The following is a 24007-nucleotide window of genomic DNA, read 5'->3' as shown; positions in this document are numbered from 1 at the left end:
TTTCCTCAATTATTGCGAATCAGAACTTCTTTTCGAGGTGTTTTTTTTGCCATACCCGCCGTCCAAACAGTATCAACTTCTAAAAAGTCAAAATCTTTAAAGATCTCTCGAACTGCATCACAATCATTCAGACTCAAGACAAATTTACCTTGGATGCCTTTGAGAACTTTTGCCATACTCACAAAATCATCTTCAACAAAATTCCCAGAACTATAACGTTTCTTCTTTACAAGATAAGGCGGGTCTAGATAAAATAAACTGTTGGGTGCATCAAAAAGTTCAACAACTCGTTCCCACGATAAATTTAAGATAGTGGTATCAAGCAGTTTTTTTCTAACACGTTTCATCCTTGCTAAAAGTTTGTCCGGATTAAAGCTTACCGTTTTTTTTCCTACAAAGCTAAAAGAATAGTAATCTTCTTTCCCATACATGACACAACGTTGGAGAAACAAAAAGCGTGCAGCTCTTTCAATTTTGGTGAGGCTCTCTGGGGCAATAGATGCAAGTTCAAAAAACAACTGTCTCGAACAAACAAACCACTCCAATCGTTTGGCTAAATCATCAAAGTCATTTTGAACGCATTGAAACAGATTCGTGATCTCTCCATTCAGATCATTAATAACTGAATATTTCACTGGTCTTTTGTTTAGGAAAATAACACCTGAACCTAAAAACGGTTCAACATAGGTTCCATGATCAATGCTATTTAAAATCGGTATAATTTTCTTACATAGACGATGTTTTCCCCCCATCCACGTAAACAATGTTTGTGTAAAACTTTCTTCTTTCATAAGCGAAGTCCATTCCTTCACGCTTTTGCAAGCCTAATCATTTTTTCATATTTTAAGGATAGATTTAGTGAAGCTAATGTTTTGAGAACCACTGCTTTAAATGTGCAATGACATTATCTAGCGCATCCATAAGACGAGCAAAATCAAGGATAAGCAAAAAGATAAAAAATGCTATCCACTTCATCAAGCGAGACATCATTTTCACGCTTTGATAGGTGATGATCATTTCTTGAAGCATTTCTTTTTCCGATTCTGTAAGCTCTGTATGTTTTTCAGCTTTTTTTCTTACCATGTTGCCACCCACACAAGCGTTCACCTAGATTATTGTGCTTTAAGATCTCTCTTGCTAAATTGGAACTGATGGCGTTCAGATCTTTCTTGTCTAAATAAATTGGCAACCAGCCAACACAAGAAGAAGCATATTTATTTGTCGCGCAACCAGTGAGAGAGAGCAGCACGCATATCAGCATCACTTTTTTGATTAACTTCACTTTCCACCTCAAGCCGTGTTGTGGCTGCTTTTAAAGCTTTTTCTGTTTGCTTTTGTTGCTCTACTTTTTTCCCAAGAGTAAAAGCTTTTGCTAAGGCAATAAAAAAAGCGGCTAAAGCCGCACCTGTTACCATCAAGTTTCTTTTCATCCATAAGATCATAGGCGGTGCTCCTGAAAGCGTTTAGCAACAAAGAAAATGCCAGTACATGCCGCTAAAACCATAATGGCGGCTAAAGCCCATTGGATTGGTCCATTGCCCGCTAAAAACCCACCAAGACCTGAGAAAGAACCAATAATCGGTGCCAATGCTTCTGCTTTGAGAAACCCTGTTGGTTGTTTCGTTTCTACTGTTTGATAATTAGAAGAAACATAAGCCCCTTTCGCCCATAGCCCTGCCTCTGCTACACGCCGGTGTACGAGACCTTGTAAACGTTTGCCTCCCGCTTTGGTCCATTTCTGCAATTCGGTTGGTACCGCTTCATAATCCCCCCGATTAAGCCTTTTAAGCAATGTAGAGTTTTGGAAAGCTGCAATACCCACATTATAACAAAAGGAAACAAGAGCGCCGAACTGCTCGTCGCTTAAATTCACACAAACTGCTTTTTCTACCGCCCTCTCATATTGCCGCAAATCTGCTAAAAGCATGTTTTCAGCTTTTTTTTCTGTAATCACCATACCCTCAACAACTGTTGGTTGACCGGCTTTTTTCGTATGACCATAACCAATCGTCCATATGCCAGAAGCATCTTGATAAGCCTGCAAGCGCAAACCTTCCCACTTTTTTAAACAGTATAAACAGTCTTTACTTATTTTCCGTGCCATTGTTCAATTCACCTTATAAATATACCTTTATGAGTACTGCTCCATCACCGCCGTCGCCGCCAATTTTGTCGCTTCCGTGTTTCCCATCAAAATATCCACCGCCGCCGCCGCCACATTCTTTACCACCTCTACCACCGTTACCACCTTTGTAACTCTCACCACCCTGCCCCATGATAGAACCCTTACATTTACCGCCACCGCCGCCGCCGCCGCCAAGAAAAGAACTTCCACCAGTACCAGCTCTCTTGCCGTCTATTCCACTCCCTCCACCATTACCACCAGAAAAAATAAAGCTTTCACCACTGCTGCCCTCCCTGTTTCCTCCTCCATCGCCGCCTTTCCCTCCAAAGTTAACGAGAGTCATGGAAACGGAATATCCTCCTTCTGCTGTAACAAGCCCTTTGATCATTGTTCTACCACCATTGCACAAAATGTTACTGTCATTGCCTTTACCACCACGACCAATGTAAGCTGTTTTTAATTTATCTAAATCAGAACCTTTCATTTTAACATGCACACATTGACCGCCGCCGCCACCACCATCCTTAACGCCACCACCTCCACCGCCCCAAGCCCATACTTCGATATCGGTGTCAGCAGTAATACCATCAGGCAATGGAATATCTCCGCTTTCTGTCATCAGAATTTCAACAGGTTTTCTAACCCCGCCACCATTGTTGCCGCTACTACCGCCGCTGCTATTGCTACTATTTGCTTTGATTGAAGCCATCAGTTTGGCTGGTGAGATAAGTGCATCCACTGTTTTTGTGCCATCAATCCAGTCTTGTTTGGCAAGAGGTTGAATGAGATCAACTTTTTTCTGTACACTATGTGCTGTATCTTGCGCTTTATCGGCTGCTGTTTGCGCAATATTTGCCTCAGCTTTTGCACTGTCTCCCGTTTTTTGTGCTGTCTCAGCCGTTTTTTTTGCATCTACTGCATAAGCTTTTGCATCATTTGCTGTTCTTAATGCAATATCTGCAACGTTCTTCGCTTCACTTGCAACATGAATCCCTTGTTGTGCAACATCTTCAACTTTATCAATTTTTGCAATCTGTGCACGTTCTGGAGGAGTTAAGATAAGATGCTTTTTCCCTTCCTTCATATTCTCCATATCAAATACATCTTTTTCTATTTTATCTGGATCATAAACTGATTTTGACATACCAAAAGACTTTGAGCCTACAAAATAACGAATGGTATTTTTGAGATCTACCGGAGATATGGGATAATAAACACCTTCATCTCCCCTCCGCCATTTTTCCATCGTTGGCTGCGTAGAACTCAACCATCGTAGCTTTGATCTTTCCTCTATGGTTAAGATCTTTTTGGTAGGACCCTCGTGCATATTTTCCATAGAAAATGCATTTGCCCCCACATTGTCGGGATCATATGTAGCAGCCTTCATATCGCCAATCCCTAAAGGCGATATTTTTACCCAGCCAGCGCCTGATAAAATCGCATTCTCATGCGCTTCACCACTTGCTTCAATATCGTGAATTGTGACCTTATTTTTGTAAGCAAGAGCTCCAATATCTCTCTTTGCAATAGCATCATCAGCCTTTTTTCCTTGAGCAGCGGTTGCAAAATATTCTACCTCATAAGCTGCTGCACTCCCCACTGAAACAGGTGCAAGAGCCTTACTATCTAAAACACCTTCTTTGACTTCTTCTTTTGTTGCTGGTTCAAGCTTAAATATATGTGTGTGATAGGGTAATGGCATCGCGTTTCATTCCTTAATCAGTTCGTTGTCTTGTTATGAGAGAGAGAGGACTGCAATTCATCAATAAGTTTTTGCATGATCTCTATGCGTTTATCTGTCGCTTCTTTATATTCTGCCAAAGCGCTTAAAAGATCATGCTGTATGTCGCTTTTGACAAGATCAAGTACCTTATTTAAGGGTGCATGAACCATTCGATTGCTTGCATAAAAAAGGACGCGGATTTGCTCCGCGTCCGCAATATCATCAATAGCAGACGGATTATTGATCATTTGAAAAACTCACGATTTTATGGCATAAACAACCGGTACATTAACAGGGCGTGTTTCTGCCTCGCCCGTTGAAGAAATCGTTACCTTATGCGTGTGCACTCCAGCAGGTTGTGTATCTTTTGTATAATATGAATTACCAAAAGCAGGATTTCTGCCACCTATTTGACCAACTCTTGTAACCATAGAATAATCATGCTTATGCGTATGTTGACCTGCCTCTTCAATGGTACAAGCATGTGTATGAGATTTAATGCTGTCTTTTTGCACCTCTGCGAAGTCTCTATTTTGATCTAAACCGCGCCCATTATCAAAGCCGCGCAAAAACATTCCTCTAAAGTCTGGAACTTTAAAGGTTGTATCGCTGTTTTTTCCCCATTTATCCCCTATCGCCTTGAATAATTGCGGATAATCCTTGCGTTCATAAGTAGCGCCATCACATAAAAGCCAGCCGTTTGGGACTTCTTGCATAGCAAAGGTCGCAATAAAACCACAAGGAAAGGTTTCGACCTTCGGTGGTGGAATGGGGGTAGGGTTTAAAAGATACCAGCCATCAAGACCTTTTGTTGATACGCCATCATTATAGACTATTTCATAAATACCATTTGTTTGTAACTCACCACCTGTCAATGATACTATTCCCGTGCTGGTGGCTTTATAGAGTGGCTTTGCTCCTATATTATTCATGTTTATTGTTGTCGTACCAATATTTATACCACGCGCCTTAAAGCGGATAATGATATCGTTTTTATATTTTGCTATTGGCGAAACCGTCGTCAACGTGATTGATGTTGTTTGTTCCTTTCCATTCACAATAAACTTTGAGTCAAGGGAACCACCATTATCGGCAAGATATTCACGTATACGCTGCATCATGACCCGCGCACTATCATTAACAGAACTAGGTGGCTGCCCTTCTGCCCAATTAATGATACTATCGGAATTGGCATTTTGATCAGCTGTGAGTGACCAGTCATAAATATCAGACATGATAAGCCCCCGTTCTTCTTAATAGCTCTTCGCGCAATTGCTCTTCTTTTTGCCGCCCATAGGAACCAACAGATTGCCGCCTAGAGGGATCAATGAGAGGTGTTAAATCTGTCGGTCCCCCAGTCGATTGTGAGAAACCCGCCATGACTGGTTGCTGTAACATTTGTTGCTGTACCATCTGTGCCTGCTGTTTTTGTCGTTCTCCATTCTCTCTCATTAAATGAAGCAAACCGGAAAAGCCCTTTTTAAGAGCACCTGCATCAATACCTTGTGCTTGTAATGGTGTGGTTTCCATAACCTGTCCTGTTAAATTGTCTCTGCTTTCAGGTGCCATCATTCTGTTTGGGAATGGCGTGTCATATGCCATCAATTGGTTGCCCCCTTGATCACCTTGCCCCACTTGATTACCTTGAATTGTCTTTTGAAGCCTCTCAAACCCACGCAAAGGCCCCACCTCGTTTGGTGCTGCTTGTCCATTGCTTTGGTTTTGCTGTATCGTTTTCTTCAAAGCATCTCCCGTTTTATTATAAAGTCCATAAATATGATTCATAAAATCCCTTGCTGTAGCTTCCATGTTGCCACCGTTGAGTGTGACTGCCTGTCGACCTAAAAGCTGGCTTGCTGGAATATGTGGATTTTTGATAAGTTTTACTGCCCCTGCTGGTCCTTGTTGGTGTGCGAGGTAAAGCTCTGCCTCTGATGGCTCTCTGCCTAATGCTGTGGCTAAATAACGCGTATTATCCTTCGTTAACCGTGCCATAGCATCAGTTGCTTGAAAGGGATCAAACTTGTCATTCAGTTGATAGTGTTTTGCTGTTGAATCGAGAATTTGATACAGCCCCCCTGCACTGCTGTTCTTATTTCTTGCATTTGGATTACCATTACTTTCTATCATAGCAACACGTTCAAGAAAGCTTTCTGGTAAACCATATTTTTGTGCTGCCTGTGAGATAGCACGCTTCACATTGGGATGAAAATTGATCATTAGTTTATAACCGTTCTATCAGCACTGCTATTCAAAAGAATGCCAAGAAAATTGAAGAATTTTGTGTGGTCTTCTTTGGTTATTAAGCGTTTCTTTTCTGCTTCATGAAACTTCTTAATTAATTCAACGGCTTTTTCTCTTGCTAACCCAAAATCTCCTTTTTCCCGCGCTGTTATAAGCGCTGCAATATCTCTCTCAGTATCTTTATGGACGCTTGAGAATTTGCGTCCAAATTTCTCTAAGAAATTTTTTACAACTGCCTTGATGAAAGCAATCTTTCCTACACCCATAGTCTGTTGTGCCCCCCTCTCTTCCACTTCACCTATATGGTTTGGCAATCGTGCAAAAAGCTTTGTTCTTTCCACTTCTGGTCGCAACATTTTCATAAGCTGTTTTGCTTTATCCTCACCATAACTCCGCTGCAATTTTTCTTGACCATTTTTTGTGTCAAACAAACTCAAAAGATTGTGGTCAAAATTCTGTGCATTGCCTGCCGCATGTTCTACTTGCGACCGTATACCTTTTTGAAACGCATCTTTTTCCATCAACCCAAAATCCGAAAGTTGACTGTTGATTGTGTCGAGATTAACGCTCTTCTTCAGCGCTTGCTCTCCCTGCTCGAGGGCATCACCAATAGTACGCTCGTCATAATAAATTTTCCGTGCTTTAGCATAATCTGGAGAGGACGTATCCAAAACGTCCAGAATGCGTTGTTTGAACAGAGTCAAATCTCGCGCATATCCTTGTTTTCCTTTGATGCGCGCAGAATTAATTTGATCATCCAAAACCTCTTTCATCTTATGTAAAATTCGCATATTCAGCTTTGGATATCCATTGCTCTCTATAACTGTTGCATCCGCTTCATTTGGCATTTGCGCAATTGCTTTTTTATAGGCTTTTTGGAAGGCAGGAGTTTCTTGCAACCGCGATAAATCTTCACGAACAGCATTAGAAATGGGAGAATCTTTCGCCCTCTCATAAAATGGTTCAGCCTTTTTCTGTGCTTGTTTGATAATCTCTTGCTTTAAATTAAGCGTATCTACTTTTGGACCCATCACATCTGTCAACGCATTCTTTACCCGCAATGCACTCGCATCTTGCCTTTCATTCAAACGATTACTTATGAGCGAATATGTATCATGGTCTTTTTTTGCTGCCTTAAAAGCTCTTGTAGCAAGCCCATCATGAAGATCAATAATCATTGAATCAGGACCTCGCTGTTTTAATGCCCTTTCAAGTTTATCAACACCTTCATCCCCTAAAGTTTGGCTTACATCCCTAAGCGCTCTATCGCTTATCTGAAATGCTTCTTTTTCTACACCTTGTGTTATTGGTTCAGTTTTACCAAACAATTTTCCAACTGTGTTTTTGAGAGCCGCAGGTGTTTTTTTCACAATAGCAGGCGTTTTTTTTAGTGATCTTGTCGCAAAAGATGTTGCTTTTGATACACCACTGGCAACAAATGGTGTTGCAACGCCTAGCCCTGCACCAAACCCAGCAGACACTAGAGTATCTGCAAGCCCTTCTCCCTCACCACTGCCTGCTATTCCACCATAAATGGCTCCAGTTTTTGCTGCACGCCCCAAGCTAAATTTTGCCGCCTCTTTACTTGCTACTGCTTTCATTGCTGCTTCACCTGCAGCTTTTGCCGCTGCCCGTTCCGCACCCTCTGCTAAAGCAGATTGCACCGCCCTTTCTCCTGCTGCTAAAGCTTTACTGGTTATTTGTGCTCCTGCAACACCAGCTCTTCCTCCCAGCACAACATCAGCCCCAATTGCCGCACGAGCAGCAGCAGTAGCCCCTGCCGCGGGTGGAAAGAGGGCAGAAGCAATTACGGGTGCCGCAGCACCCGTTAAATTCCCCGCAAGAGATGCATAAAAATGATCTCGGTTCGCCGCTCTTTGATAATCACGCCATCGCTTTGTCACTTCATTATACTTTTTGACTGCCTCTTTATCTCCCATCCAATAAGCAATAGGACCCGCTTCTGATATTCCGGCTATTTCATCATCATAGCCCATAGTTAACCCATGAAGAGCTCCCCATCCAAAAGCACCCGCAACACTTGGATGTGGACCATCTTCCTCTGTTGCACCATTATTTCCTGTAACAGAACCACTTAGCCTTTCCTTATTCTTCGCGAAAAGCTCTTGAAGCTGTTCTGGTGTATAGTCACTTATATGCCCAATGACTCTTGTGTTTTTACGATTAATAAGAGGGGGGATTACTTCAGCCATTGGTTTGTTTCTCCTTAATGCGTCCATCACTATCAACGAACAACATGCCTTCCGGCAATGCTTCTATCTGTTTTTCTAGTGGATCATTTGACTGTGCATGATTTCCCTTATAAGCATCTTGCCCATAGGCGGCTCGAACGAGCTCGTTTGTTGCTTCTGCACCACCAAAAAGAATTGCGCGCGTTGCTGCATTGGATTTATTGAAAGTGTCAATAACTGTTTTTAAAGATTTCTTCATTTGCTCTGCAGAAAGATCTTGATACAGTGCTGCTACAGAGTTTTGCAATGCTTGCAATTCCATATTAGACAAATTCCCAAAGCCAGATGCGCCATTTGGTGAAAATGCTTTTGCTTTTCTCAAGGCATCAAGCCCGATACTTGCCTTCAATGAATCGAGCATATGCCCAAAATCTTTTGCCTGAGAATTAGGAAGGAACGACATTATAGAACCCGTGAAACCAACAACATGCGGGTGTTCCTCAACAATTTTTAGCAATTCTTTAGATGACGAGAGTATACGATTTGACCGGTCTGCTGTATCCAGAATTTGCATTTTCACTTGCTGTTCTTTACGCTCCTCCTCTTTCTGTTCTTGAATTAATTTATGTTCTGCACCACTGCCTGCAATTGGCATCGCACGTATACCATGAGGGGAATTTTCATCCTTAACAAGCATATAACCTGCTTCAGGCTTTGACAGCATGCTATCAGTATTTCCCCCTAATCCAGAAGCCATGGAACGTTGTCCCCCTTGGACTGGGATAATTTTCCCTGTACTTGTTGAAACTTGAAAAGCCATATCCTCAGGCAATCCCTGCTCTGCCTTTTCTTCTGCTGTCAATGTTCTATAACCTTCTTGAGGGCTTAACGTGTTGCCAATTACTTTCATGGCAAGATCTGGATATTGCGTGAGTGCTTGCGCATCTTCATCGCTATACCCTTTAGAGCGTAAAAATTGCAAAGTTTGTTTATGTTGTGCGCGTTCCTTGTTGCCCTGCCGCATAAGGATAGATGCATTTGAAAAACTTTCTTGTGGTGTCTTTCCTAACGCAAGCCCTGCAAAAAAATCCATTAAATGCTCGGAAAATTCTGATTTTCTAAAACGCTCCCATAAGCTACTTGGATTTGCTCCTGTCTGAACAAAGTTATCAAGTGACTTGATATAATCTGTTTTTTGTTCAAGATCACCACTTGCTTTTAAATGTTCCTCTTCTGGTAAGTGTGCATTCAAATGTTTTTCTTCTCCTATGGGTGCCTCAAAAAGCTTTTCCTCATCATTTCCAGAATTGTTTTTCAAAGAGTTTTCCGCTATAGATTTCTCATTAAGTTGAGCAATATAATCCATCACATCTTTTTGCTGTCGCCCAGCTTCATCCCCACTAGACTGATCAATGTTCCCAACAAGTGGAGATTGAGGGATCATTGATGCAACACCTCCCTGATCTGAGAAGTCATACTTTTGTTGCTCTGGCGCCTCTTGTATCTTAACAGTATCCTTTGAAGCATCCGGTAATGGAGGCATTTGGCGCTTTAAATCATCTGTAGACATAATCAATTCTGCTGGCGTTTTTTTCCCAGCTTGTTCTGTCCCTGTTTGAGAACCACGAATAAGCTCTGTAGGACTCAATTTTTGTGGAGTATTATCCCCATTGCTCGCATCAAAAGAGTTTGTGCTAAAAGCAGCAAGTTCCAACGCTTTACGCTTTCTATAAGCTTTTTCACGCTCTAATGCATTTAATTCTTCTCGCCAAAACATCACTGCACCCTTTCCATCTCAAAGCCAAGCTTGCTATAATCCACATGCAAAAAACCTGTCGCCTTATGCAAGAAAACAGCTTCTGGCTTTGACTTCAAAACATCCTGTGCCATCACCCCGCGATAGCGCTCTGGGTGCCCCTTGTAGTTGTATTCATAGAGTTTATAGCCATTTCTCTGCCCAGCTTCTCTGATGTTTTCTTTTGCTCTGATATCACTAAGCCCAGCAAAAGTACCAAGGATAGTTCCAACATTTCCAACAATCTCCCACGGATTAGGTTTTGGCTGTGGAGTCAATGTCGTCATTTGTCCTGTTCGCGTTCCATAATTTCCAGCAACAGCCCCACCAGCTGTAAGCAACTTACTTAACTGGTCCCAATCAAGATTGTTCTGCTGCTCCCATTTTTGCCGCTCTTCATCTAATTGCCGTTGATGATTGGCATCAAGTACACTCCCTCCCGTCAACGCATTAAGATTTGCCTGACCTTGACCTTGAAAGAAGTTATTGGCACCCGCCAACTGATTTTGATTTGCTTGGTCAATGAGACCATTGGCATTCATCATGTTGTTGACATCTTGGTTATATTGCTGTGATAAAGCTTGTGTTGCTATGCCCCCTAATTCATCAGCCAAAACGCCGGTATGTGCACCCGAACCATAACGCCCAGCACCTGCCAATGAACTATTAATAGAGCTTGTTGCTTTATTTAATGCGTTTTGAAGTGCTTCATTAAAGTAAGGGTTATTGCCTATTTGTTGCCCTGAAGCCATGTTCTTTAAGTTTTGGCTTGTTGAATTTTGCCCTGTGGCTAATCCATTTAAAGTGTTGTTATCATAGTTATGCGTATTATTGCTAAGCCCATTAATCGCATTCTTTGTTTGATCACTTAAACCCGCAACACGCTGCCCGTCATAAACGGCTTTTCCGCTGCCTTGGTTATAAAAAGTCATGGCATCTTGAGCTGCGTGTTCAAAAATACCTTTTGCCCATGCAGGGGGTTCATTTGTTTGCGTCGTGTTTTGGGTATTCTGGATTGGTTTAGAACTTTTTCCCATGTTAAAGCTGCTTTCTATATTCTAAAAGATTAACGAGATATCCATGCGTTTTAAGAGATTTTTCCCACCCTCGCCTGCCTATGATGACAAGCTCTTTTGCCCCTTTTTTCTTGTAATAGGCCTCAATCTGAGTGATAAGCTTTGTTAAGGGTGCTCCTCCCTTTCCACCAAGCGTGACAACAACCGCCCTTAATGCTCCAGTGACGAGTTCTTGTAACTGTGTTGTGACATGCGCCATAAAGTTTTCATGCGCATCAACGATAATCCAAAGAACTTTTTCTCCCTTCAAAATATCGTTTAAAATGGTCTCTGTATTATAATCATCAGGGAATTTTTGATTAAAATAAGCTATCGATTTTATGACATTGTCAAAATAGGGCGCCATTTGTTCAGCGCTCCATTTTTCTGTATTATAGATCTTAAAACTCATCTTATGCCCGCGGGTTTCAGCGTTACATCAAAGCCTGTTATATGTGTCCATGGAGTGCCTTCTGGTATTCTCAGACGCAAAGCGTGATAACGCGCCCGTGAGCGGATATTATACATCCCAATATTATAGCCGGCATAACGCTCTTTAGCCCAATTTAATTGGTTCTTGTTATCAATGATAAAAGCCGCCCCAACACTTAAAAAACCTTTTGTTGTATCCGCTTGAACAAAAGCCTCACTCATCAGGTTGATTTGCCTGCCCGTATCCCCCACAATTTGTGAAGCAATAACTGCTTCCATTGGAGGACCCGCAAAAAAACCAAATGTGTTGTCTGGCGTAAAAGCTCCCAAAACAGGCGCACCATTTTGCCACATCTTACTATCAAGAGAAGCTGGTAAATCTTTCAAGCTCTCTTGTACTTCGTCTAAGCCTTCTAATGTATAACCGGCTGCAAAAAGGGGAAATAAGAGAAGGTTTTGCCCCTTAATGACACTCCATATTTGCAAAAGCCAATCATAAACATAAATATGCATCCCTTCAGTGTTATCATTGATAGAAAAATAAACACGAGAATAGACCGGATCAATACATGCTCTCATCTCATCAATGGCAAAATTATTGTAAAGTGTGAAGATGGTTTTATCGACTTTACCAAAGCCTATAGGGAGCATTTCACCAGCACTGTTGATTTGATAAAAACCATCATCAGAGACAAAGAAAGTACAGTCTCCACGGCTTGCAATTGCTGTGCTGCTTTTCGCCCCTATTTTGTCTTTTATTTTTGCAAAACTGAATATAATTTTAGAGCCTGGTACAAAGGTTGCATGATAAATGGCGGAGCGCATGAAAATAAGTGGATTTGTTGATTCCGTAGACCCTTGAACATATTCTCCATCGGGAAAATCTTGATAATCGCAACTTTTCTCCCCAACCGTCCAATGTGTCGCATCATTCAAACCGGACCACTGAACACGGTTTGGCTTATCTGTTAATTGCATCAGGCAAACAAAATCACCCCACACACGCACAAGTCCAGCACGCGGGGGATTACCACTCAAATCACAAAACCTTTCATCCGTTTTTAACGAAAGCATTTGTGGTGGGTCATTGCTATTAACAGCAATGATATGATCACCAAAGGAGGCAAAAGACCAAAGTGCAGTCTCATTGGCGTGATATTGTGTGTGAGGTTTGCTAATGTCTTTCCAGCCGCGCGTGCTGTTGTCATATTCATAAAGTTTTGTTGGTGCACCCACAATGATGCGCACACCACCCAATGAGCGCACCGCATAGACCCCCAAAATCACATCCGGAAAAGGATCTGAGACCGGCGCCACAATGGGAAACGGAATATACGAATTTGGTGCAGGTAAAACGTTCACGATCTCACTAGAATAACCACTATTAATAAATGCAACATCTGGTCTATACTCAGCAATAGGAATAAAGGTCATCAGAAATCCGTATGTTGAACTCTCAACAAATTCTTGCGCCGTGAAGTCTCAATTTGTAGCGCATCGAGTTGCTCTTGAAACATGGCAAAAGCTGCCGCAGCCATCTGTGGTTCTTTAATAATATTGGTATAAATTTCATATTTTGCGCGGGTTTTGATCAGTTCATAGGCTTCCAAAAACCATATTGAAGCTTCTTGTGCACTCTCAATGTCTTTTATTCTTATAGGATCAAGAATAAGCCTGATAGAATAGATACGGTCTGGGATTGGATACAAAATAAGCTTTTGTTCAAAATAAGCATAGCGGGTAGGTATGCCATGGCTACAATCATCCTCAAGATTCTCAATAACAAGCGGATCTACCTGCAAAAGCTTTGCTTTGCTGTGATTATCTTCATAAACGTAAGCATCAACAATGCGAACAGCAGCCGGAATAACTGGATTTTCCTCTGCGCCATAACGGCTTTTGCCCTTTAGAGTGGTAAAAACAACTTCGCGGCTTTCATTGAAATAAAAAGGCAATCGTTCACAAAAGCGAATAGCCGAAAATATCGCCCTTTGCACTTGATCAACATACTCATCTGTTTGATCATCTATTTCATCCTGAATATCGTTTAACATCTGGATAAAATTTTTATCCCAAGGAGCAATGGTCTGTTTGTCTCCAATCGGACCACCTGTCTGTACTATTATTGTCATATCAGCCTCTTCCAAATGTATTGGGGCATCTTGTATAGGAGGGGGACGCAAACAATAAACGCCCCCTTGCCTTTAACGATTAGTGTAAAACTCAACAATCACCTCAGCATCACCTTTGGTGCTTTTCTTGTCTCGTGTCATGTAAATCGTATTTTCAGCCTCTAATGGAACATCTCGTTCCTCCATGGGTATGTACACATTGCCATCGGTAGATTGCCGAAGCCATACATCTCCATAATCATTACCATGAGGCTCTTTTCCAAATGTAGCTTTTACATCTTCAAAATCCTCCATAGTATAAGCTGTAATGCTTTTGATAAAAGCCCCTCGGGGTAGAACGCCAATTTTCGTTATCAACCCTTGGTCTGTACATTTAATACGCGCCCGTAAAAAACTAACCTGCTGCGTAGAGTTGTTACGTCCCTGCAAAACAGGTGGCAATCCCTCATCTATCATGCCAACGGTTTCAACAGTCTCAACGGTTTCATCAGGTTCCTGTGTAATTAGCGATTTTTCTGCCATAATTGTCATCCTTTAATAATTAGCTTGCTTCAGCAAAAGAAGGGATGACAATGGTACCAAAGTCTTGTCCCCCTTGATCAGAATGCGGCAAGGTATAGCGTGACTTTTTCATGCCGATAATGGTTTTAGCTGCAACCCCAAATTCACGTTGATAATCAAACAGTTCTTCAACAAGTTTATAGCGTGTTCCCCCTTTCCCATCGCCTCCTGTTGCTCCATTGCCAACGCGCCCATAAGCCATGATAACACTTTGCGCACCAAGCAACACAGCACGACGAACAGAGGGAACAGGCTCTTGTGTCTTTGAATTGATACCATTGGGGACATGTTCAGCTTCACGCAAAATGACACCGTTATACATCCCCAAAGAACCATTAAAAATTGGGTTCTTAGCTCCAGAGCCATCATAAGCTGCCTTGGTAATGTCTAACCATTGCCCGCTCTTTGTATTGGTACGCAATTGGGTCACCTGTGTTGGGTGGAGATACATCACATATGCCGATTTTCCATCAACACGAACAGGGCGCAAACGTGGATTAGCAAGTTTAGCGCGTTCAACAGCCTGATCTATAAGATCTAATGTAAAAACATCGTCTTTTGTAAGTTCTTCATCAGTCTTTTTCTTAGCTGGGCGAATAATACGCAATTTGCTTGGCTCTAACGGAGCATTAAAACCATAGTGTACGGGTTTAAGGGTTATGGTGCGTCCCTCGAAGTGAATCCATGGTGCTGTATAACCTGCTGCCTGAATGAAGAACATCAAACTTAAGCGATCTGCATACCAATCAACAAGCCCATCCTTTGCTTCTGTTCGTAAATTAAATAAAACACGTTGTTGATCAATGGTGCCTTCATATTTTACGCGTACAGCATGAGAAAGCTCGTTAATACGCACCGTTTCATTCATAAATTGGAGTGCTTCTTCATTGCCTTCCAGCGTTTGTCCCTCGCTAACGCCATCCCCCATAAGTTGGACTCTTAATCCGCTCGTCACAGAGTCACCAGCGGATTTTCCTAGCATATCCAATACTTGAATAATGCTGTTTTTTCCTTTTCCCATCAGCGGTGCAATGGGCAACGCTTTTGAAGTTTCTGTGTTTAGCATCTTAGCCCAAACGCCAACGGCTAATGGGTCATTAAGATTTACCTGTGTTACTGCCATTTCAATCAATGCCTTTCTTGGTTTTAAAACTCGCCTTGCGGCACCCCCAAACGATAACAATCACTTGGTTCTCTCTGTTGCGTCACCACGCACATCTCACGCTCTGCTCATAATTTGTTCAAATTTTTCGGGATTTTTCTCAACCCATACAGCAAATTCGGCTTCTGGCATGGAAAAGAGCGTTCTCACATCCATACCGCCTGTTGGAACTTGTCCGCCGCGCGCTGTAAGTGTCCGCGCTGCTTGAGAGCGCTCTTGAAGGGCTCCTACTTCGTCCTTAACGGGCGCTCCACTATAGCCAAAAGCTTTTGCTTTTTGTACCAGCACCTCAATTGGGTTTATACCAGCTTTCTGACACTGCTGGCATATTTGGCGCAATTCAGCACCAATTTGTTGTTGCCGTGCCTCTGGGTCTTTCCATTGCGGATAAAGGCTTGCTTGCGCTTGTAAGACACTGTCTGCTCTTTCATAGAGATAGTCCGTGATACTGTCTAAATCTGGATATTTATCTTGTACTTGCGCTTTAGCTTCCTCGAAATAATCCCCCAACTTTTGGCGTTCATATTCCTCTTGACTCATGCGCTCTTGGCTCTCTCTCATATGAGAAAACTCATCAAGCAATTTCTGTTGTTCTTGTACCTTATGACTAAGCCATGCAAAATGTGCTTTTGGGTCGTCTTCTAGGGAGGGAATATTTTCCTCACGGCGGCGCGTGATTTCTTCCTGCATTGCGGCATATTTTTGCGCAAGTTCAATAGCCAATTCACGCGCTTCAATGGCGCTTTGTTCTGCCTTTTGTCGTGCTTGCCGCTCTTGCTCTAGTTTATCAGATTCTATTACATCAGAATTTGGCTGCTCTTGAGGTGGTTCTACAGCTGGCTGTTCAGAACTTTCCTCTGCATCAAAAACTTCCTCAACTTGTTCTGGCTCGACCAACTCAACAACATTATCACTGGCAAAATGTTCATCATAGATTGCTTGTTCTTCTGGCGTAAACTCTTCTTCCATATTCTGTCCCTTCAATGTGCTATTATATTTTTTGTCAAAACTCGATAGTGTTCCAACTGTGTCTGTAAAGCTTTGCGTTCTAAATCACGCTGCGCTATCTCATTTTTTGCCTGTTGAAGTTCGAGCTGCATGCGCGCTTGTTCTTGTTTCAAGAAAAGTTCGATATTTTTCTGCTGCAATGCCGCTTGTTTCTGCTGCGCATCAAGTTGATAGAGTGTGCTCTTTGCTTGCGCTTCTTGCTGTAAAACAGTAATCTTTGCTTGTTGCTCTGGAGTTAATTGCGCCCCTTGGCTTTGTTGCATCATCTGCTGTTGCTGTTGTTCTTGTTGTGCCTGCTGTGCTTTTGCCGTTAAATTTGCTACCAATGTTGCCGGTAGTGGGGAAAGCTTTAAAAGATCTGGAATCATCTCCGGTGTTAAGAACCCACCAAGCAATGGCAACATCTGCGTAATTGTCGCAAAAGTTTTCTCTTTTTCATTGGGGCTTGTCGGTGAATCATCAACAATAATGTCATACTCAAGCGTCGTAACAGCTTCACGCGTCAACGGCACATATTGGGCATTCTCTTGTCCAGAAATACGTACCAGACGCCCATCAGAGAGATAATTCTGGATAAGATAAAGGATAATCTTTCCCTGCCTACACCGATAAAGCTTGAGATTATCAAACAGCCCCGCAAGCAAATTAAGCGTTGATTGCCGGCGTGTATTTTCCAGCACATTGGCTTGGTTGACCTCCCGTGTTCCGATAAACTCAGCCGATAACCCTGTTACATGCGTTATCGCTTCACGCGATTCATTAAACAGCTGGAAAAATCCATTGGGAAATTGTGCACTTGGCTTTGGTTGAATTTTCCCTCCTGTAAGCGCGCCATTTTTAACCCAAGTAATCGTATCCGTTCGCGCCCAGCTTTCCATGGCTTGGCGATCATCATCGAAAGCGCCTCGTTCTGCCATCAAGCCGCCCTTAGACTGGCTATTAAGGATATACATCACTTGGCTAAAATATTTATTCGACCATTTTTGTGGATCTTTTGCGGGGCGAACAATCCCGTAAAACTGGTTTTTAAGCTTATCCAGCGTGCCCGTGATACACTCCCACCCAAGTTGCCCATCAGGTGCTAATGGCTTATCGGGCTTTGCTAAAAGACGTCGTCCCAGAAAAGCGCGTCTCACCACTTTTTTATTAAAACACACCCCTTGTAATTGTGGCATTACCCTTTGAAGCTGTTCAAACTCCTGTTTGCTATAGTTGCGCATCTGGCCGGTTTGAAGATCAGGCGCCTTGTAAGTGGTCTCATATTCAAACCAACGGCATTCAACCAGCGTAACATAGCGTTTCCCAGAATACGGATCTGAGAGAGAAGTCGCATTGGAGTCATCTTGATACGCATCAAGCGACACATGAGAATCCTCAGAAGCGGTTGTACTATCGATAGCCCAATCGGCGTTAAGATCTTCAACAGCAACATCAGGAAAAAGACTTTTAGCATCCTCAACGGATTTGCGATCAACATACCACATACGCTGTGCGTCAATGAGATTTGGTCTTACAGCATTAGCATCCCAAACCATTTTTAAGGGATCTAAACGTTGAACAGCAGGTATCCCTTCGGGATCTGTATCATAATCAAGCCGCGTATCTGTCCAGCCCATACCGCAAATAACCATATCCTGAAAAGCATCGGAATCGGCATATTCCGCCTCCGCCTCATCACGAAACCATTCTGCTGCTCCAGTAAGCAATTCATTGGGTATTGCTGCTCCCATTTGCCGTGGTTGAAACTGTACTTCGCGCTTATTATTACGCTCCGCCCCAACAATAGCATTCACAAGGGGTGCAATGCGGTTAAAAGTCATGACAGGACGGCGTTGCTCTTTTAAAACCGCAAGATCTTCCTCTGCCCATTGACGACCATTATAAAAATCAAAATCTTCACGCGCCTGTTCACGCCATTCATTGACACGTTCAACATCTTCTGCGTACCAAGACTTTAAACGCTTATAGAGTTCATATTCATCAAGGATTGTCGTTTTTTGAAAGTCTTGATCTAGAATGCCATCCATGATGCCGCTTCTCTTTCCATAGTGCAATAACGCTCTTGCTTGGGTTTGACATGGGGGGCTTCATAGACAATGCACATTAAACCAAAGGCATCCGCCCCATGGCTCGACCAATCATGCTCTGCACCCAAACCAATGCCGCGCTTCTCATCCCATTTCTCATGATACCAATTCAGTGCTTTGCGCCCTGCTACCGTCATCTCTTCATTAAACCAAACAGACGGCAAAATACGACGCACCGCCTCTATACGCATCTTAACCGCCCCTGCCCCTTGATTAGGGATCACTTGCGTTTCAAAACCCGCATCATTTAAAGCACTCTCAAAACTCACATTGTGCACACGGTCTCTCGTCGCACCGTCATGGGGGAGAACCATCAACGCCTTCTCATAACCATTTTGACGCAACCAACCGATATGCTCCGATAAAGGCTGCCCCTGTGCTTCGTAATAATTAAGCACTCTGATCTCTCTACCAACAAATTGCGCTATCCATATCGCTGTTGCATCTGCCTTGGCGCCCGTACCCCCAATGTCCCAAAAAGCACGTATTTGCATCAAGGGGTCACGAGCAACACGCCCTATCCGCCCCTCCTGCTCGGCTGCCAACATTTCCTTTTGATAATAAGCACCTTGAACCGCTTTCAGATAATCCCCTTCCCAGATATGCTTATAGGTCTCGGGGCGGTTTCTCAGATCATCAAGTCGTGCTTCATTCAAGATCTTGGGAAACTTCGGATTGTCTGACCAGTTGATCTCAACACGTTTGATTGCCTCATTGTCTGAAAAGCGAAACCGCTTCTCAACGGGGGCATTCTCTCGCAACGGGTTCCATGTCACCCATAACTCTGCCCGCCATCCCTCTCCTTCTTCACGCAAAGTCGGTATAAGCGTTTGCCAAGCTGTCTCTGTAACGGGCTCTGCCTCATCAACCCAACAAAGCAAAATACGCCCCATAGACTTGATACTTGCAATATTCCGGTCCAGACCAGAAAACTGAAAGGCTATACGACCATCTATCGATTTAATCGACGACTCCCCAACCTTGTAATAGTCCTTTAAAAAGTCATGCGCTTCAATGGCGCGTTTAATTTCCTCCAATGAACTTTCTGCTAGCGAGTTTTGAAACTGACGTGCACAAAGTATAGTGCCTGATATCCCTCTTCTACCAAATTGATAGCCTTTTAAAGCAGCCATCAAGGCAAATGATCTTGTCTTTCCAGACCCTCGTCCACCCCAAGCCGCACGCACCAAAGCCTTATCTGTAAAAATCGGTATAAGCTTTGGAACAATATTAATCTGTCGTGTTGTCATGAACTAAAGGCGCGATTTCCACACGCGTTATCATCTTAATCGCCCCGCCATCTTCCCCTGTCACTTGAAGAGGCAAAATCTTCCCCAACAATGCCAAATAAGCAGCGGGGCATTTGATTGCCTGTTTTTCTAGATAAGAGACCAAACCATCATCACCATATTTCTTACCAGCGCGCTCTGCTGCCTTAAGCACTGCTTCTTTCAAAATACGTGTCGTTTTATTTGGCACACCTTTTACCCGCCCTTGACCTGCCTTTGGGGGCGTTCTTTTTGCAAGTTTTTCAGTGGTTTTCATGTGTGTTTCTTTTTGTAAACAAGACAATAAAAAACCCCGCAAAAGCAGGGCTCTGAACAATCATATAAACTTATAAGAAAGGTTATACCTTTACCGTAATTCTAGACGCAATTCGACTAGTACAGCAACGCCATAAAACACTATTTTTCATATCCTGTCAACAAAAAAATCACTATATTGTGTATTTTTTATTTTTTTTACCTAAATCTAGTGTCTTTAACAACCAACCACTCACAATTGTATCTTCTAAACGAATCAATTATATGACTAGAAACTAATAAAAAGCGGGGGAGAACAATGCGTGATATTGTCATAGTAATAGTGGGTATACTCATACTATGGGCTATAGTCTCTGACATGTGGGAAGAAGCAGAGAATGGTCGGAATACAGAATTTCAAGGTACTCTTTTATTGGTCATAGTACTCGGGGTGCTTTGGCATCTTGAATTTTCAAGAAACTTTTTATTAGTGGTAGCAATTTCGTTGTTTGCTTGGAGAAATTACCTAGGAATAAAAGCAAATTTTGAACATGATCGCTTAATTGAAAATTATCAGGCAGCGTCTGATTGGAAAGATCAAAGAATTAATGAACTTCAAGCGGTTGAAGAGGAAATAATTAATGAGGAATTGTCCAAGATAATAATAAAAGCTTTGGCAACAACAGAAAAAGAATGAATCTGGTTGAGAAAAAATCAATTAAAGGTTCAATACTATGATTGATAATTAATAAAAAAGGGGAGAAAATGTGGTTTATTATAGGAATTGTAATCCTTATCTTAATAATCCCAATATTAATTGATATTATTATATTAGTAATTTACGGCATTGGATTATTTCTAGGGGGCATACTTGAAACTCTAAAAGAGTTCCTAAATTTAGTAGGAAAAATACTATTAACAATAATACTGCCAACGTTAGAAACTATCGATTATGCTTTTACAAAGGATAAAAGCAAATGGAACGAAATAATTGAGAAACGAGAAAGATTTAGAGAACATAAAGCGATTAAGAAAAAAAACGGAGAAAAAACGATAAATTATTACTTTCGTTTTGCTAAACGCAGCTTATTTTTATTCTTACGCCTTATGGCACTCTCCTATTTCACAGCAGTGGTTACCTTTATAATTATGTTTTCTACAGGGTACATCATTGCTACGTTTTTCCCCCGCTCTTTTGCCCCTTATTTGTTAGGGACAATTATTTTAATGCTTACTCTTCCCCTTACAGTCTGTATGGCACCAATCCAATATAGAATACAAGCGCTACCTGTTTCATTTTTACTACAAACAATGCTTCTCTGGATTCAGTTTCGCGAAAACCTCTCTATGGGTATTGTATTCTATATCGCATTCTTTGAGCTATTCGTATATATATTATTTAGCTTTTCTCACGCAGTATTTATAGCCGAAATATCAGAAGAGCAATCAACTGCCTTTGAAACATTATAACAAACATTTACCATTTAGTTTTTCTGTCAAAATATTTATGAAGCGCGTTAAGAGCGACCCGCAATGAATTCACAAGATGTGGTAATGTTTTGTCTTCGACAACAATATATTGTATTGCTGCATAAAGATTATACTGTCTATAGAGATGTTGTGTTTCTTTTATCGCCTCTTGCATATTAGAAAACTGTTCTGTTGCAAATTCAACCCATTTTTCTCTTGCTTTGTCATCAGAAGATGATGGTATTTCATCATAAACAGCGCTTGGTAAACCTTTTGCACACAAATAGTCATTTTTCACTTCAAGATATTTTTGCGCAGCATCATACTGGTCTTGAGTAAGCATGCCTTGCAAACACAGCCGCCCAACATAAGTACCAGCAAGCGGATTTTTAGCCTCTTCAATAGTCAAACCAAAGCGTTTAGCACGCATTTCAATTGCCAATTGATTAACAGGATCTTGACGTACTTTCACTTGTGAAATGTAAGCATCTTTCTTCTTCATACATCCCCTAATCTGTGGGAGCCCACATGTTTCTCTTTGTTATATTTTATCAATCAAAATGGTATGCTGTCATTAAGAGATGCACTATGATCAGCGGCACCTGAAGCGATAGCATAATTTTGAGAAGTAATAGATGAAGGGGCAGATTGATCTTTCTTTACATCAAGCAAATACAACTCGCCTTTGAATTGTGGTAAAATAATCTCTGTTGTGTAACGGTCATGCCCATTTTTATCTTGCCATTTGCGTGTCTGTAATTTTCCTTCTACGTAAACTTTTGAACCTTTGTTGAGATACTGAAGTGCAATTTTTGCCAAATGTGGATTAAAAATCACAACTGAATGCCATTCAGTTTTCTCTACTTTTTGATGAGTATTTTTATCTGTATAGCTCTCAGAAGTTGCCATACGAAAATTGACTACTTCTGCTCCAGAATTCATTGTTTTGCTTTCGGGATCAGCACCTAAACGCCCGATTAATGTCACTTTATTTAGCATGTTTTTTCTTACCTTAAACTTGTACTTTAATACATAGAAAATCTTAGCATGATTTGCTTATTTTTTCAATTATTTCAAAATGATATTATTGTTTTTTAACATATAAAATTATATTTAATATGCAAAAAAACATAAATAGTTCAGTGTTCATTTAAAACTCTTGAAATACATACATAAATGTATTAACATAAGATATGAAAATAAGATTTGAATGGGATGAAGCTAAAGCGAAAAGTAATCTTAGAAAGCACCGTGTCAGTTTTGAAATTGCTGCTCGTGTTTTTGCAGACCCGTTCGCCATGGTTAAACAAGACCGTATTGAAAACGGAGAATATCGTTGGCAAACTTTGGGTCTTGTGGATGGTTTTTTACTGCTGCTCGTGGCGCATACTGTCCATGATGATAAAGATGGTATAGAAGTAATCCGTATTATTTCAGCGCGGCGAGCTAACTCGAAAGAAAGGAAACGTTATGAAGAAGAAAGTTCTTTATGAAATTGATGTAGGTAACTTATCACCTTTGACAGATAAACAGAGAGTTGAAGTTGATAAGCTGGCTGCAATGCCGGACAGTGCAATTGATCATAGTGATATTCCGTCACTCAATGATGCATTTTGGAAAAACGCCGTTCGCAATCCATTCTATAAACCAACCAAAACTGTCACAACAGTACGTGTGGATTCAGACGTTCTAGCGTGGCTTAAAAGTCAAGGGAAAGGATATCAAACACGGATTAACGCAATTTTACGTGACGCCATGCTTCGTTCAATGCGTTGATCTCTTTCCTGCTACAAAGAGTATCAAACTGCTTTCGATAGTTTTTTATCTCCTTGTTGATCTCATCTATGAACGTTGAGAAGAGACAACGTAATCTGAACAGTTTTATAAAATCGGAAATTTTACTATAGCTTTTTAACTGAGCACTGTAGTGTGTAAATAGATATATTTATTAAACTGCGTGTACGTAACATAAGGAAAAATACACAAACTAAAAAAGAATACCAAAGAGCAATATCTGAGTACCAAAGTACAGTATCCAATGGAAAAGAAAGCTTATACTCCACGTACTTAGAAATGAAAGGTAAAGAAACAGTTTCTTTATAACTATTTGGAAAAATTAAAACGACAAGCGCTAAACTTATTAGCTTTAAAAGTCTGTGCAAATACTGTTGTAAATCACGTGTTAATGTCTTCCAACCTGTTGTATTGCCGCGTTTGTATTTTGGATTGTTCTGCAACTCAAAAGGAATATGAGAATTGCATAAAATTGCAAAAACCACTGTGACTATTACCAAAGAAACAGATGCGAATGTCAAAATACTTTGAATAAAGTAGGGATTTTTTTTAATTCCTAAAAAACATAAAGATATAAAAGTTATAATGCCAAACAAGGCTCTTAGCTGTTTATCTGTCAACATATTCATTTCCTGCGGTTTTCGATAATTTTTTGATCTCTTTATTGATCTCGTCTATAAGAGGTTCGTAATTGAGAACGCTTT

28 protein-coding genes are annotated in these 24007 nt (G+C 41.4%); 4 read left to right on the top strand and 24 right to left on the bottom strand.

Annotation, left to right across the window (positions count from 1 at the left end):
* Positions 1-5: 5 nt before the first annotated feature.
* The 21 genes from ACFILW_RS04820 to ACFILW_RS04720 all read right to left on the bottom strand — a co-directional run bounded on the left by ACFILW_RS04820 (position 6) and on the right by ACFILW_RS04720 (position 20061).
* Positions 6-791: a DNA adenine methylase gene (locus tag ACFILW_RS04820; protein WP_375685259.1), complete on the bottom strand. Its 786-nt coding sequence runs from the start codon at positions 789-791 to the stop codon at positions 6-8.
* A 73-nt stretch (positions 792-864) separates the two neighbouring features.
* Positions 865-1083, bottom strand: coding sequence for a hypothetical protein (locus ACFILW_RS04815; protein ID WP_375685258.1), 219 nt, complete (start codon positions 1081-1083; stop codon positions 865-867).
* Complete coding sequence (locus ACFILW_RS04810; RefSeq protein ID WP_375685281.1) at positions 1064-1282, bottom strand: hypothetical protein; 219 nt, start codon at positions 1280-1282, stop codon at positions 1064-1066. Before ACFILW_RS04810 ends, ACFILW_RS04815 begins: the two co-directional genes overlap by 20 nt.
* Positions 1215-1442, bottom strand: a complete 228-nt coding sequence (locus tag ACFILW_RS04805; protein ID WP_375612620.1) for a hypothetical protein — start codon at positions 1440-1442, stop codon at positions 1215-1217. The genes ACFILW_RS04810 and ACFILW_RS04805 overlap by 68 nt, the downstream gene beginning before the upstream one ends.
* Positions 1439-2104 carry a lysozyme gene (locus ACFILW_RS04800; RefSeq protein ID WP_375612619.1) on the bottom strand — a complete coding sequence of 222 codons (666 nt, stop codon included), beginning with the start codon at positions 2102-2104 and terminating at the stop codon, positions 1439-1441. The genes ACFILW_RS04805 and ACFILW_RS04800 overlap by 4 nt, the downstream gene beginning before the upstream one ends.
* A 13-nt stretch (positions 2105-2117) precedes the next feature.
* Positions 2118-3827: a hypothetical protein gene (locus ACFILW_RS04795; protein ID WP_375632561.1), complete on the bottom strand. Its 1710-nt coding sequence runs from the start codon at positions 3825-3827 to the stop codon at positions 2118-2120.
* Between the two features lie 17 nt (positions 3828-3844).
* Positions 3845-4096 (bottom strand): hypothetical protein, encoded by a 252-nt coding sequence (locus tag ACFILW_RS04790; RefSeq protein ID WP_375612617.1) that lies wholly within the window; start codon positions 4094-4096, stop codon positions 3845-3847.
* A gap of 9 nt (positions 4097-4105) precedes the next feature.
* Positions 4106-5083, bottom strand: a complete 978-nt coding sequence (locus ACFILW_RS04785; RefSeq protein ID WP_375630251.1) for a tail fiber protein — start codon at positions 5081-5083, stop codon at positions 4106-4108.
* Positions 5076-6068, bottom strand: coding sequence for a transglycosylase SLT domain-containing protein (locus ACFILW_RS04780; protein ID WP_375685257.1), 993 nt, complete (start codon positions 6066-6068; stop codon positions 5076-5078). The genes ACFILW_RS04785 and ACFILW_RS04780 overlap by 8 nt, the downstream gene beginning before the upstream one ends.
* The gene (locus ACFILW_RS04775) at positions 6068-8305 is read right to left on the bottom strand and encodes a hypothetical protein (protein ID WP_375685256.1); all 2238 of its coding nucleotides are present in this window, start codon (positions 8303-8305) and stop codon (positions 6068-6070) included. The genes ACFILW_RS04780 and ACFILW_RS04775 overlap by 1 nt, the downstream gene beginning before the upstream one ends.
* Positions 8298-10061 carry a hypothetical protein gene (locus ACFILW_RS04770; protein ID WP_375685280.1) on the bottom strand — a complete coding sequence of 588 codons (1764 nt, stop codon included), beginning with the start codon at positions 10059-10061 and terminating at the stop codon, positions 8298-8300. Before ACFILW_RS04770 ends, ACFILW_RS04775 begins: the two co-directional genes overlap by 8 nt.
* A complete protein-coding gene (locus ACFILW_RS04765; RefSeq protein ID WP_375646532.1) occupies positions 10061-11116 on the bottom strand; it encodes a tail fiber domain-containing protein in 1056 nt (351 codons plus the stop codon). Before ACFILW_RS04765 ends, ACFILW_RS04770 begins: the two co-directional genes overlap by 1 nt.
* A 1-nt stretch (position 11117) precedes the next feature.
* Positions 11118-11501: a hypothetical protein gene (locus ACFILW_RS04760; RefSeq protein ID WP_375612500.1), complete on the bottom strand. Its 384-nt coding sequence runs from the start codon at positions 11499-11501 to the stop codon at positions 11118-11120.
* Positions 11502-11542: 41 nt separating this feature from the next.
* Positions 11543-13000, bottom strand: coding sequence for a hypothetical protein (locus ACFILW_RS04755; protein WP_375627859.1), 1458 nt, complete (start codon positions 12998-13000; stop codon positions 11543-11545).
* Positions 13000-13698 (bottom strand): hypothetical protein, encoded by a 699-nt coding sequence (locus ACFILW_RS04750; protein WP_375685255.1) that lies wholly within the window; start codon positions 13696-13698, stop codon positions 13000-13002. Before ACFILW_RS04750 ends, ACFILW_RS04755 begins: the two co-directional genes overlap by 1 nt.
* Positions 13699-13770: 72 nt before the next feature.
* Entirely contained in the window at positions 13771-14220 is a 450-nt protein-coding gene (locus ACFILW_RS04745) for a hypothetical protein (RefSeq protein WP_375685254.1), read from the bottom strand.
* Positions 14221-14239: 19 nt separating this feature from the next.
* A complete protein-coding gene (locus ACFILW_RS04740) occupies positions 14240-15382 on the bottom strand; it encodes a N4-gp56 family major capsid protein (RefSeq protein ID WP_375685253.1) in 1143 nt (380 codons plus the stop codon).
* Positions 15383-15478: 96 nt separating this feature from the next.
* Positions 15479-16390: a hypothetical protein gene (locus tag ACFILW_RS04735; RefSeq protein ID WP_375685252.1), complete on the bottom strand. Its 912-nt coding sequence runs from the start codon at positions 16388-16390 to the stop codon at positions 15479-15481.
* Between the two features lie 11 nt (positions 16391-16401).
* Positions 16402-18456 (bottom strand): portal protein, encoded by a 2055-nt coding sequence (locus ACFILW_RS04730; protein ID WP_375646527.1) that lies wholly within the window; start codon positions 18454-18456, stop codon positions 16402-16404.
* Entirely contained in the window at positions 18441-19766 is a 1326-nt protein-coding gene (locus tag ACFILW_RS04725; protein WP_375685251.1) for a PBSX family phage terminase large subunit, read from the bottom strand. The genes ACFILW_RS04730 and ACFILW_RS04725 overlap by 16 nt, the downstream gene beginning before the upstream one ends.
* Complete coding sequence (locus ACFILW_RS04720) at positions 19747-20061, bottom strand: hypothetical protein (RefSeq protein ID WP_273724397.1); 315 nt, start codon at positions 20059-20061, stop codon at positions 19747-19749. Before ACFILW_RS04720 ends, ACFILW_RS04725 begins: the two co-directional genes overlap by 20 nt.
* Before the next feature lie 297 nt (positions 20062-20358).
* Here ACFILW_RS04720 and ACFILW_RS04715 point away from each other — a divergent pair, with 297 nt between their 5' ends.
* Positions 20359-20736 (top strand): hypothetical protein, encoded by a 378-nt coding sequence (locus ACFILW_RS04715; protein ID WP_375646524.1) that lies wholly within the window; start codon positions 20359-20361, stop codon positions 20734-20736.
* Positions 20737-20804: 68 nt separating this feature from the next.
* Complete coding sequence (locus ACFILW_RS04710; protein ID WP_273758872.1) at positions 20805-21509, top strand: hypothetical protein; 705 nt, start codon at positions 20805-20807, stop codon at positions 21507-21509.
* Positions 21510-21516: 7 nt separating this feature from the next.
* On the opposite strand, the gene ACFILW_RS04705 is transcribed toward ACFILW_RS04710, so the two are convergent.
* Together ACFILW_RS04705 and ssb are read right to left on the bottom strand one after the other, a co-directional pair.
* Positions 21517-22011 (bottom strand): hypothetical protein, encoded by a 495-nt coding sequence (locus tag ACFILW_RS04705; RefSeq protein WP_375646523.1) that lies wholly within the window; start codon positions 22009-22011, stop codon positions 21517-21519.
* 53 nt (positions 22012-22064) lie between these two features.
* Positions 22065-22508 carry a single-stranded DNA-binding protein gene (gene ssb / locus ACFILW_RS04700; RefSeq protein ID WP_375612485.1) on the bottom strand — a complete coding sequence of 148 codons (444 nt, stop codon included), beginning with the start codon at positions 22506-22508 and terminating at the stop codon, positions 22065-22067.
* Between the two features lie 194 nt (positions 22509-22702).
* Here ssb and ACFILW_RS04695 point away from each other — a divergent pair, with 194 nt between their 5' ends.
* Together ACFILW_RS04695 and ACFILW_RS04690 are read left to right on the top strand one after the other, a co-directional pair.
* Positions 22703-23002 carry a BrnT family toxin gene (locus tag ACFILW_RS04695; RefSeq protein ID WP_375612484.1) on the top strand — a complete coding sequence of 100 codons (300 nt, stop codon included), beginning with the start codon at positions 22703-22705 and terminating at the stop codon, positions 23000-23002.
* Entirely contained in the window at positions 22980-23285 is a 306-nt protein-coding gene (locus tag ACFILW_RS04690; protein WP_273756873.1) for a BrnA antitoxin family protein, read from the top strand. Before ACFILW_RS04695 ends, ACFILW_RS04690 begins: the two co-directional genes overlap by 23 nt.
* Before the next feature lie 125 nt (positions 23286-23410).
* Here ACFILW_RS04690 and ACFILW_RS04685 read toward each other — a convergent pair whose 3' ends face one another.
* Positions 23411-23926, bottom strand: a complete 516-nt coding sequence (locus ACFILW_RS04685) for a hypothetical protein (RefSeq protein WP_375685250.1) — start codon at positions 23924-23926, stop codon at positions 23411-23413.
* Between the last annotated feature and the right edge of the window lie 81 nt (positions 23927-24007).

It is taken from the genome of Bartonella sp. TT110JLCBS (assembly GCF_042193405.1).
Taxonomy (GTDB): domain Bacteria; phylum Pseudomonadota; class Alphaproteobacteria; order Rhizobiales; family Rhizobiaceae; genus Bartonella.
Note: the sequence above shows the minus strand (reverse complement) of the source record. Positions and strands in the feature narration are given on the sequence as shown.

Bases quoted from the DNA above. Each gene is read 5' to 3' on its own strand.
- ACFILW_RS04820 (WP_375685259.1), bottom strand. From the start codon at position 791: ATGAAAGAAGAAAGTTTTACACAAACATTGTTTACGTGGATGGGGGGA.
- ACFILW_RS04815 (WP_375685258.1), bottom strand. From the start codon at position 1,083: ATGGTAAGAAAAAAAGCTGAAAAACATACAGAGCTTACAGAATCGGAA.
- ACFILW_RS04805 (WP_375612620.1), bottom strand. From the start codon at position 1,442: ATGATCTTATGGATGAAAAGAAACTTGATGGTAACAGGTGCGGCTTTA.
- ACFILW_RS04800 (WP_375612619.1), bottom strand. From the start codon at position 2,104: ATGGCACGGAAAATAAGTAAAGACTGTTTATACTGTTTAAAAAAGTGG.
- ACFILW_RS04795 (WP_375632561.1), bottom strand. From the start codon at position 3,827: ATGCCATTACCCTATCACACACATATATTTAAGCTTGAACCAGCAACA.
- ACFILW_RS04790 (WP_375612617.1), bottom strand. From the start codon at position 4,096: ATGATCAATAATCCGTCTGCTATTGATGATATTGCGGACGCGGAGCAA.
- ACFILW_RS04785 (WP_375630251.1), bottom strand. From the start codon at position 5,083: ATGTCTGATATTTATGACTGGTCACTCACAGCTGATCAAAATGCCAAT.
- ACFILW_RS04780 (WP_375685257.1), bottom strand. From the start codon at position 6,068: ATGATCAATTTTCATCCCAATGTGAAGCGTGCTATCTCACAGGCAGCA.
- ACFILW_RS04775 (WP_375685256.1), bottom strand. From the start codon at position 8,305: ATGGCTGAAGTAATCCCCCCTCTTATTAATCGTAAAAACACAAGAGTC.
- ACFILW_RS04770 (WP_375685280.1), bottom strand. From the start codon at position 10,061: ATGTTTTGGCGAGAAGAATTAAATGCATTAGAGCGTGAAAAAGCTTAT.
- ACFILW_RS04765 (WP_375646532.1), bottom strand. From the start codon at position 11,116: ATGGGAAAAAGTTCTAAACCAATCCAGAATACCCAAAACACGACGCAA.
- ACFILW_RS04760 (WP_375612500.1), bottom strand. From the start codon at position 11,501: ATGGCGCCCTATTTTGACAATGTCATAAAATCGATAGCTTATTTTAAT.
- ACFILW_RS04755 (WP_375627859.1), bottom strand. From the start codon at position 13,000: ATGACCTTTATTCCTATTGCTGAGTATAGACCAGATGTTGCATTTATT.
- ACFILW_RS04750 (WP_375685255.1), bottom strand. From the start codon at position 13,698: ATGACAATAATAGTACAGACAGGTGGTCCGATTGGAGACAAACAGACC.
- ACFILW_RS04745 (WP_375685254.1), bottom strand. From the start codon at position 14,220: ATGGCAGAAAAATCGCTAATTACACAGGAACCTGATGAAACCGTTGAG.
- ACFILW_RS04740 (WP_375685253.1), bottom strand. From the start codon at position 15,382: ATGGCAGTAACACAGGTAAATCTTAATGACCCATTAGCCGTTGGCGTT.
- ACFILW_RS04735 (WP_375685252.1), bottom strand. From the start codon at position 16,390: ATGGAAGAAGAGTTTACGCCAGAAGAACAAGCAATCTATGATGAACAT.
- ACFILW_RS04730 (WP_375646527.1), bottom strand. From the start codon at position 18,456: ATGGATGGCATTCTAGATCAAGACTTTCAAAAAACGACAATCCTTGAT.
- ACFILW_RS04725 (WP_375685251.1), bottom strand. From the start codon at position 19,766: ATGACAACACGACAGATTAATATTGTTCCAAAGCTTATACCGATTTTT.
- ACFILW_RS04720 (WP_273724397.1), bottom strand. From the start codon at position 20,061: ATGAAAACCACTGAAAAACTTGCAAAAAGAACGCCCCCAAAGGCAGGT.
- ACFILW_RS04715 (WP_375646524.1), top strand. From the start codon at position 20,359: ATGCGTGATATTGTCATAGTAATAGTGGGTATACTCATACTATGGGCT.
- ACFILW_RS04710 (WP_273758872.1), top strand. From the start codon at position 20,805: ATGTGGTTTATTATAGGAATTGTAATCCTTATCTTAATAATCCCAATA.
- ACFILW_RS04705 (WP_375646523.1), bottom strand. From the start codon at position 22,011: ATGAAGAAGAAAGATGCTTACATTTCACAAGTGAAAGTACGTCAAGAT.
- ssb (WP_375612485.1), bottom strand. From the start codon at position 22,508: ATGCTAAATAAAGTGACATTAATCGGGCGTTTAGGTGCTGATCCCGAA.
- ACFILW_RS04695 (WP_375612484.1), top strand. From the start codon at position 22,703: ATGAAAATAAGATTTGAATGGGATGAAGCTAAAGCGAAAAGTAATCTT.
- ACFILW_RS04690 (WP_273756873.1), top strand. From the start codon at position 22,980: ATGAAGAAGAAAGTTCTTTATGAAATTGATGTAGGTAACTTATCACCT.
- ACFILW_RS04685 (WP_375685250.1), bottom strand. From the start codon at position 23,926: ATGTTGACAGATAAACAGCTAAGAGCCTTGTTTGGCATTATAACTTTT.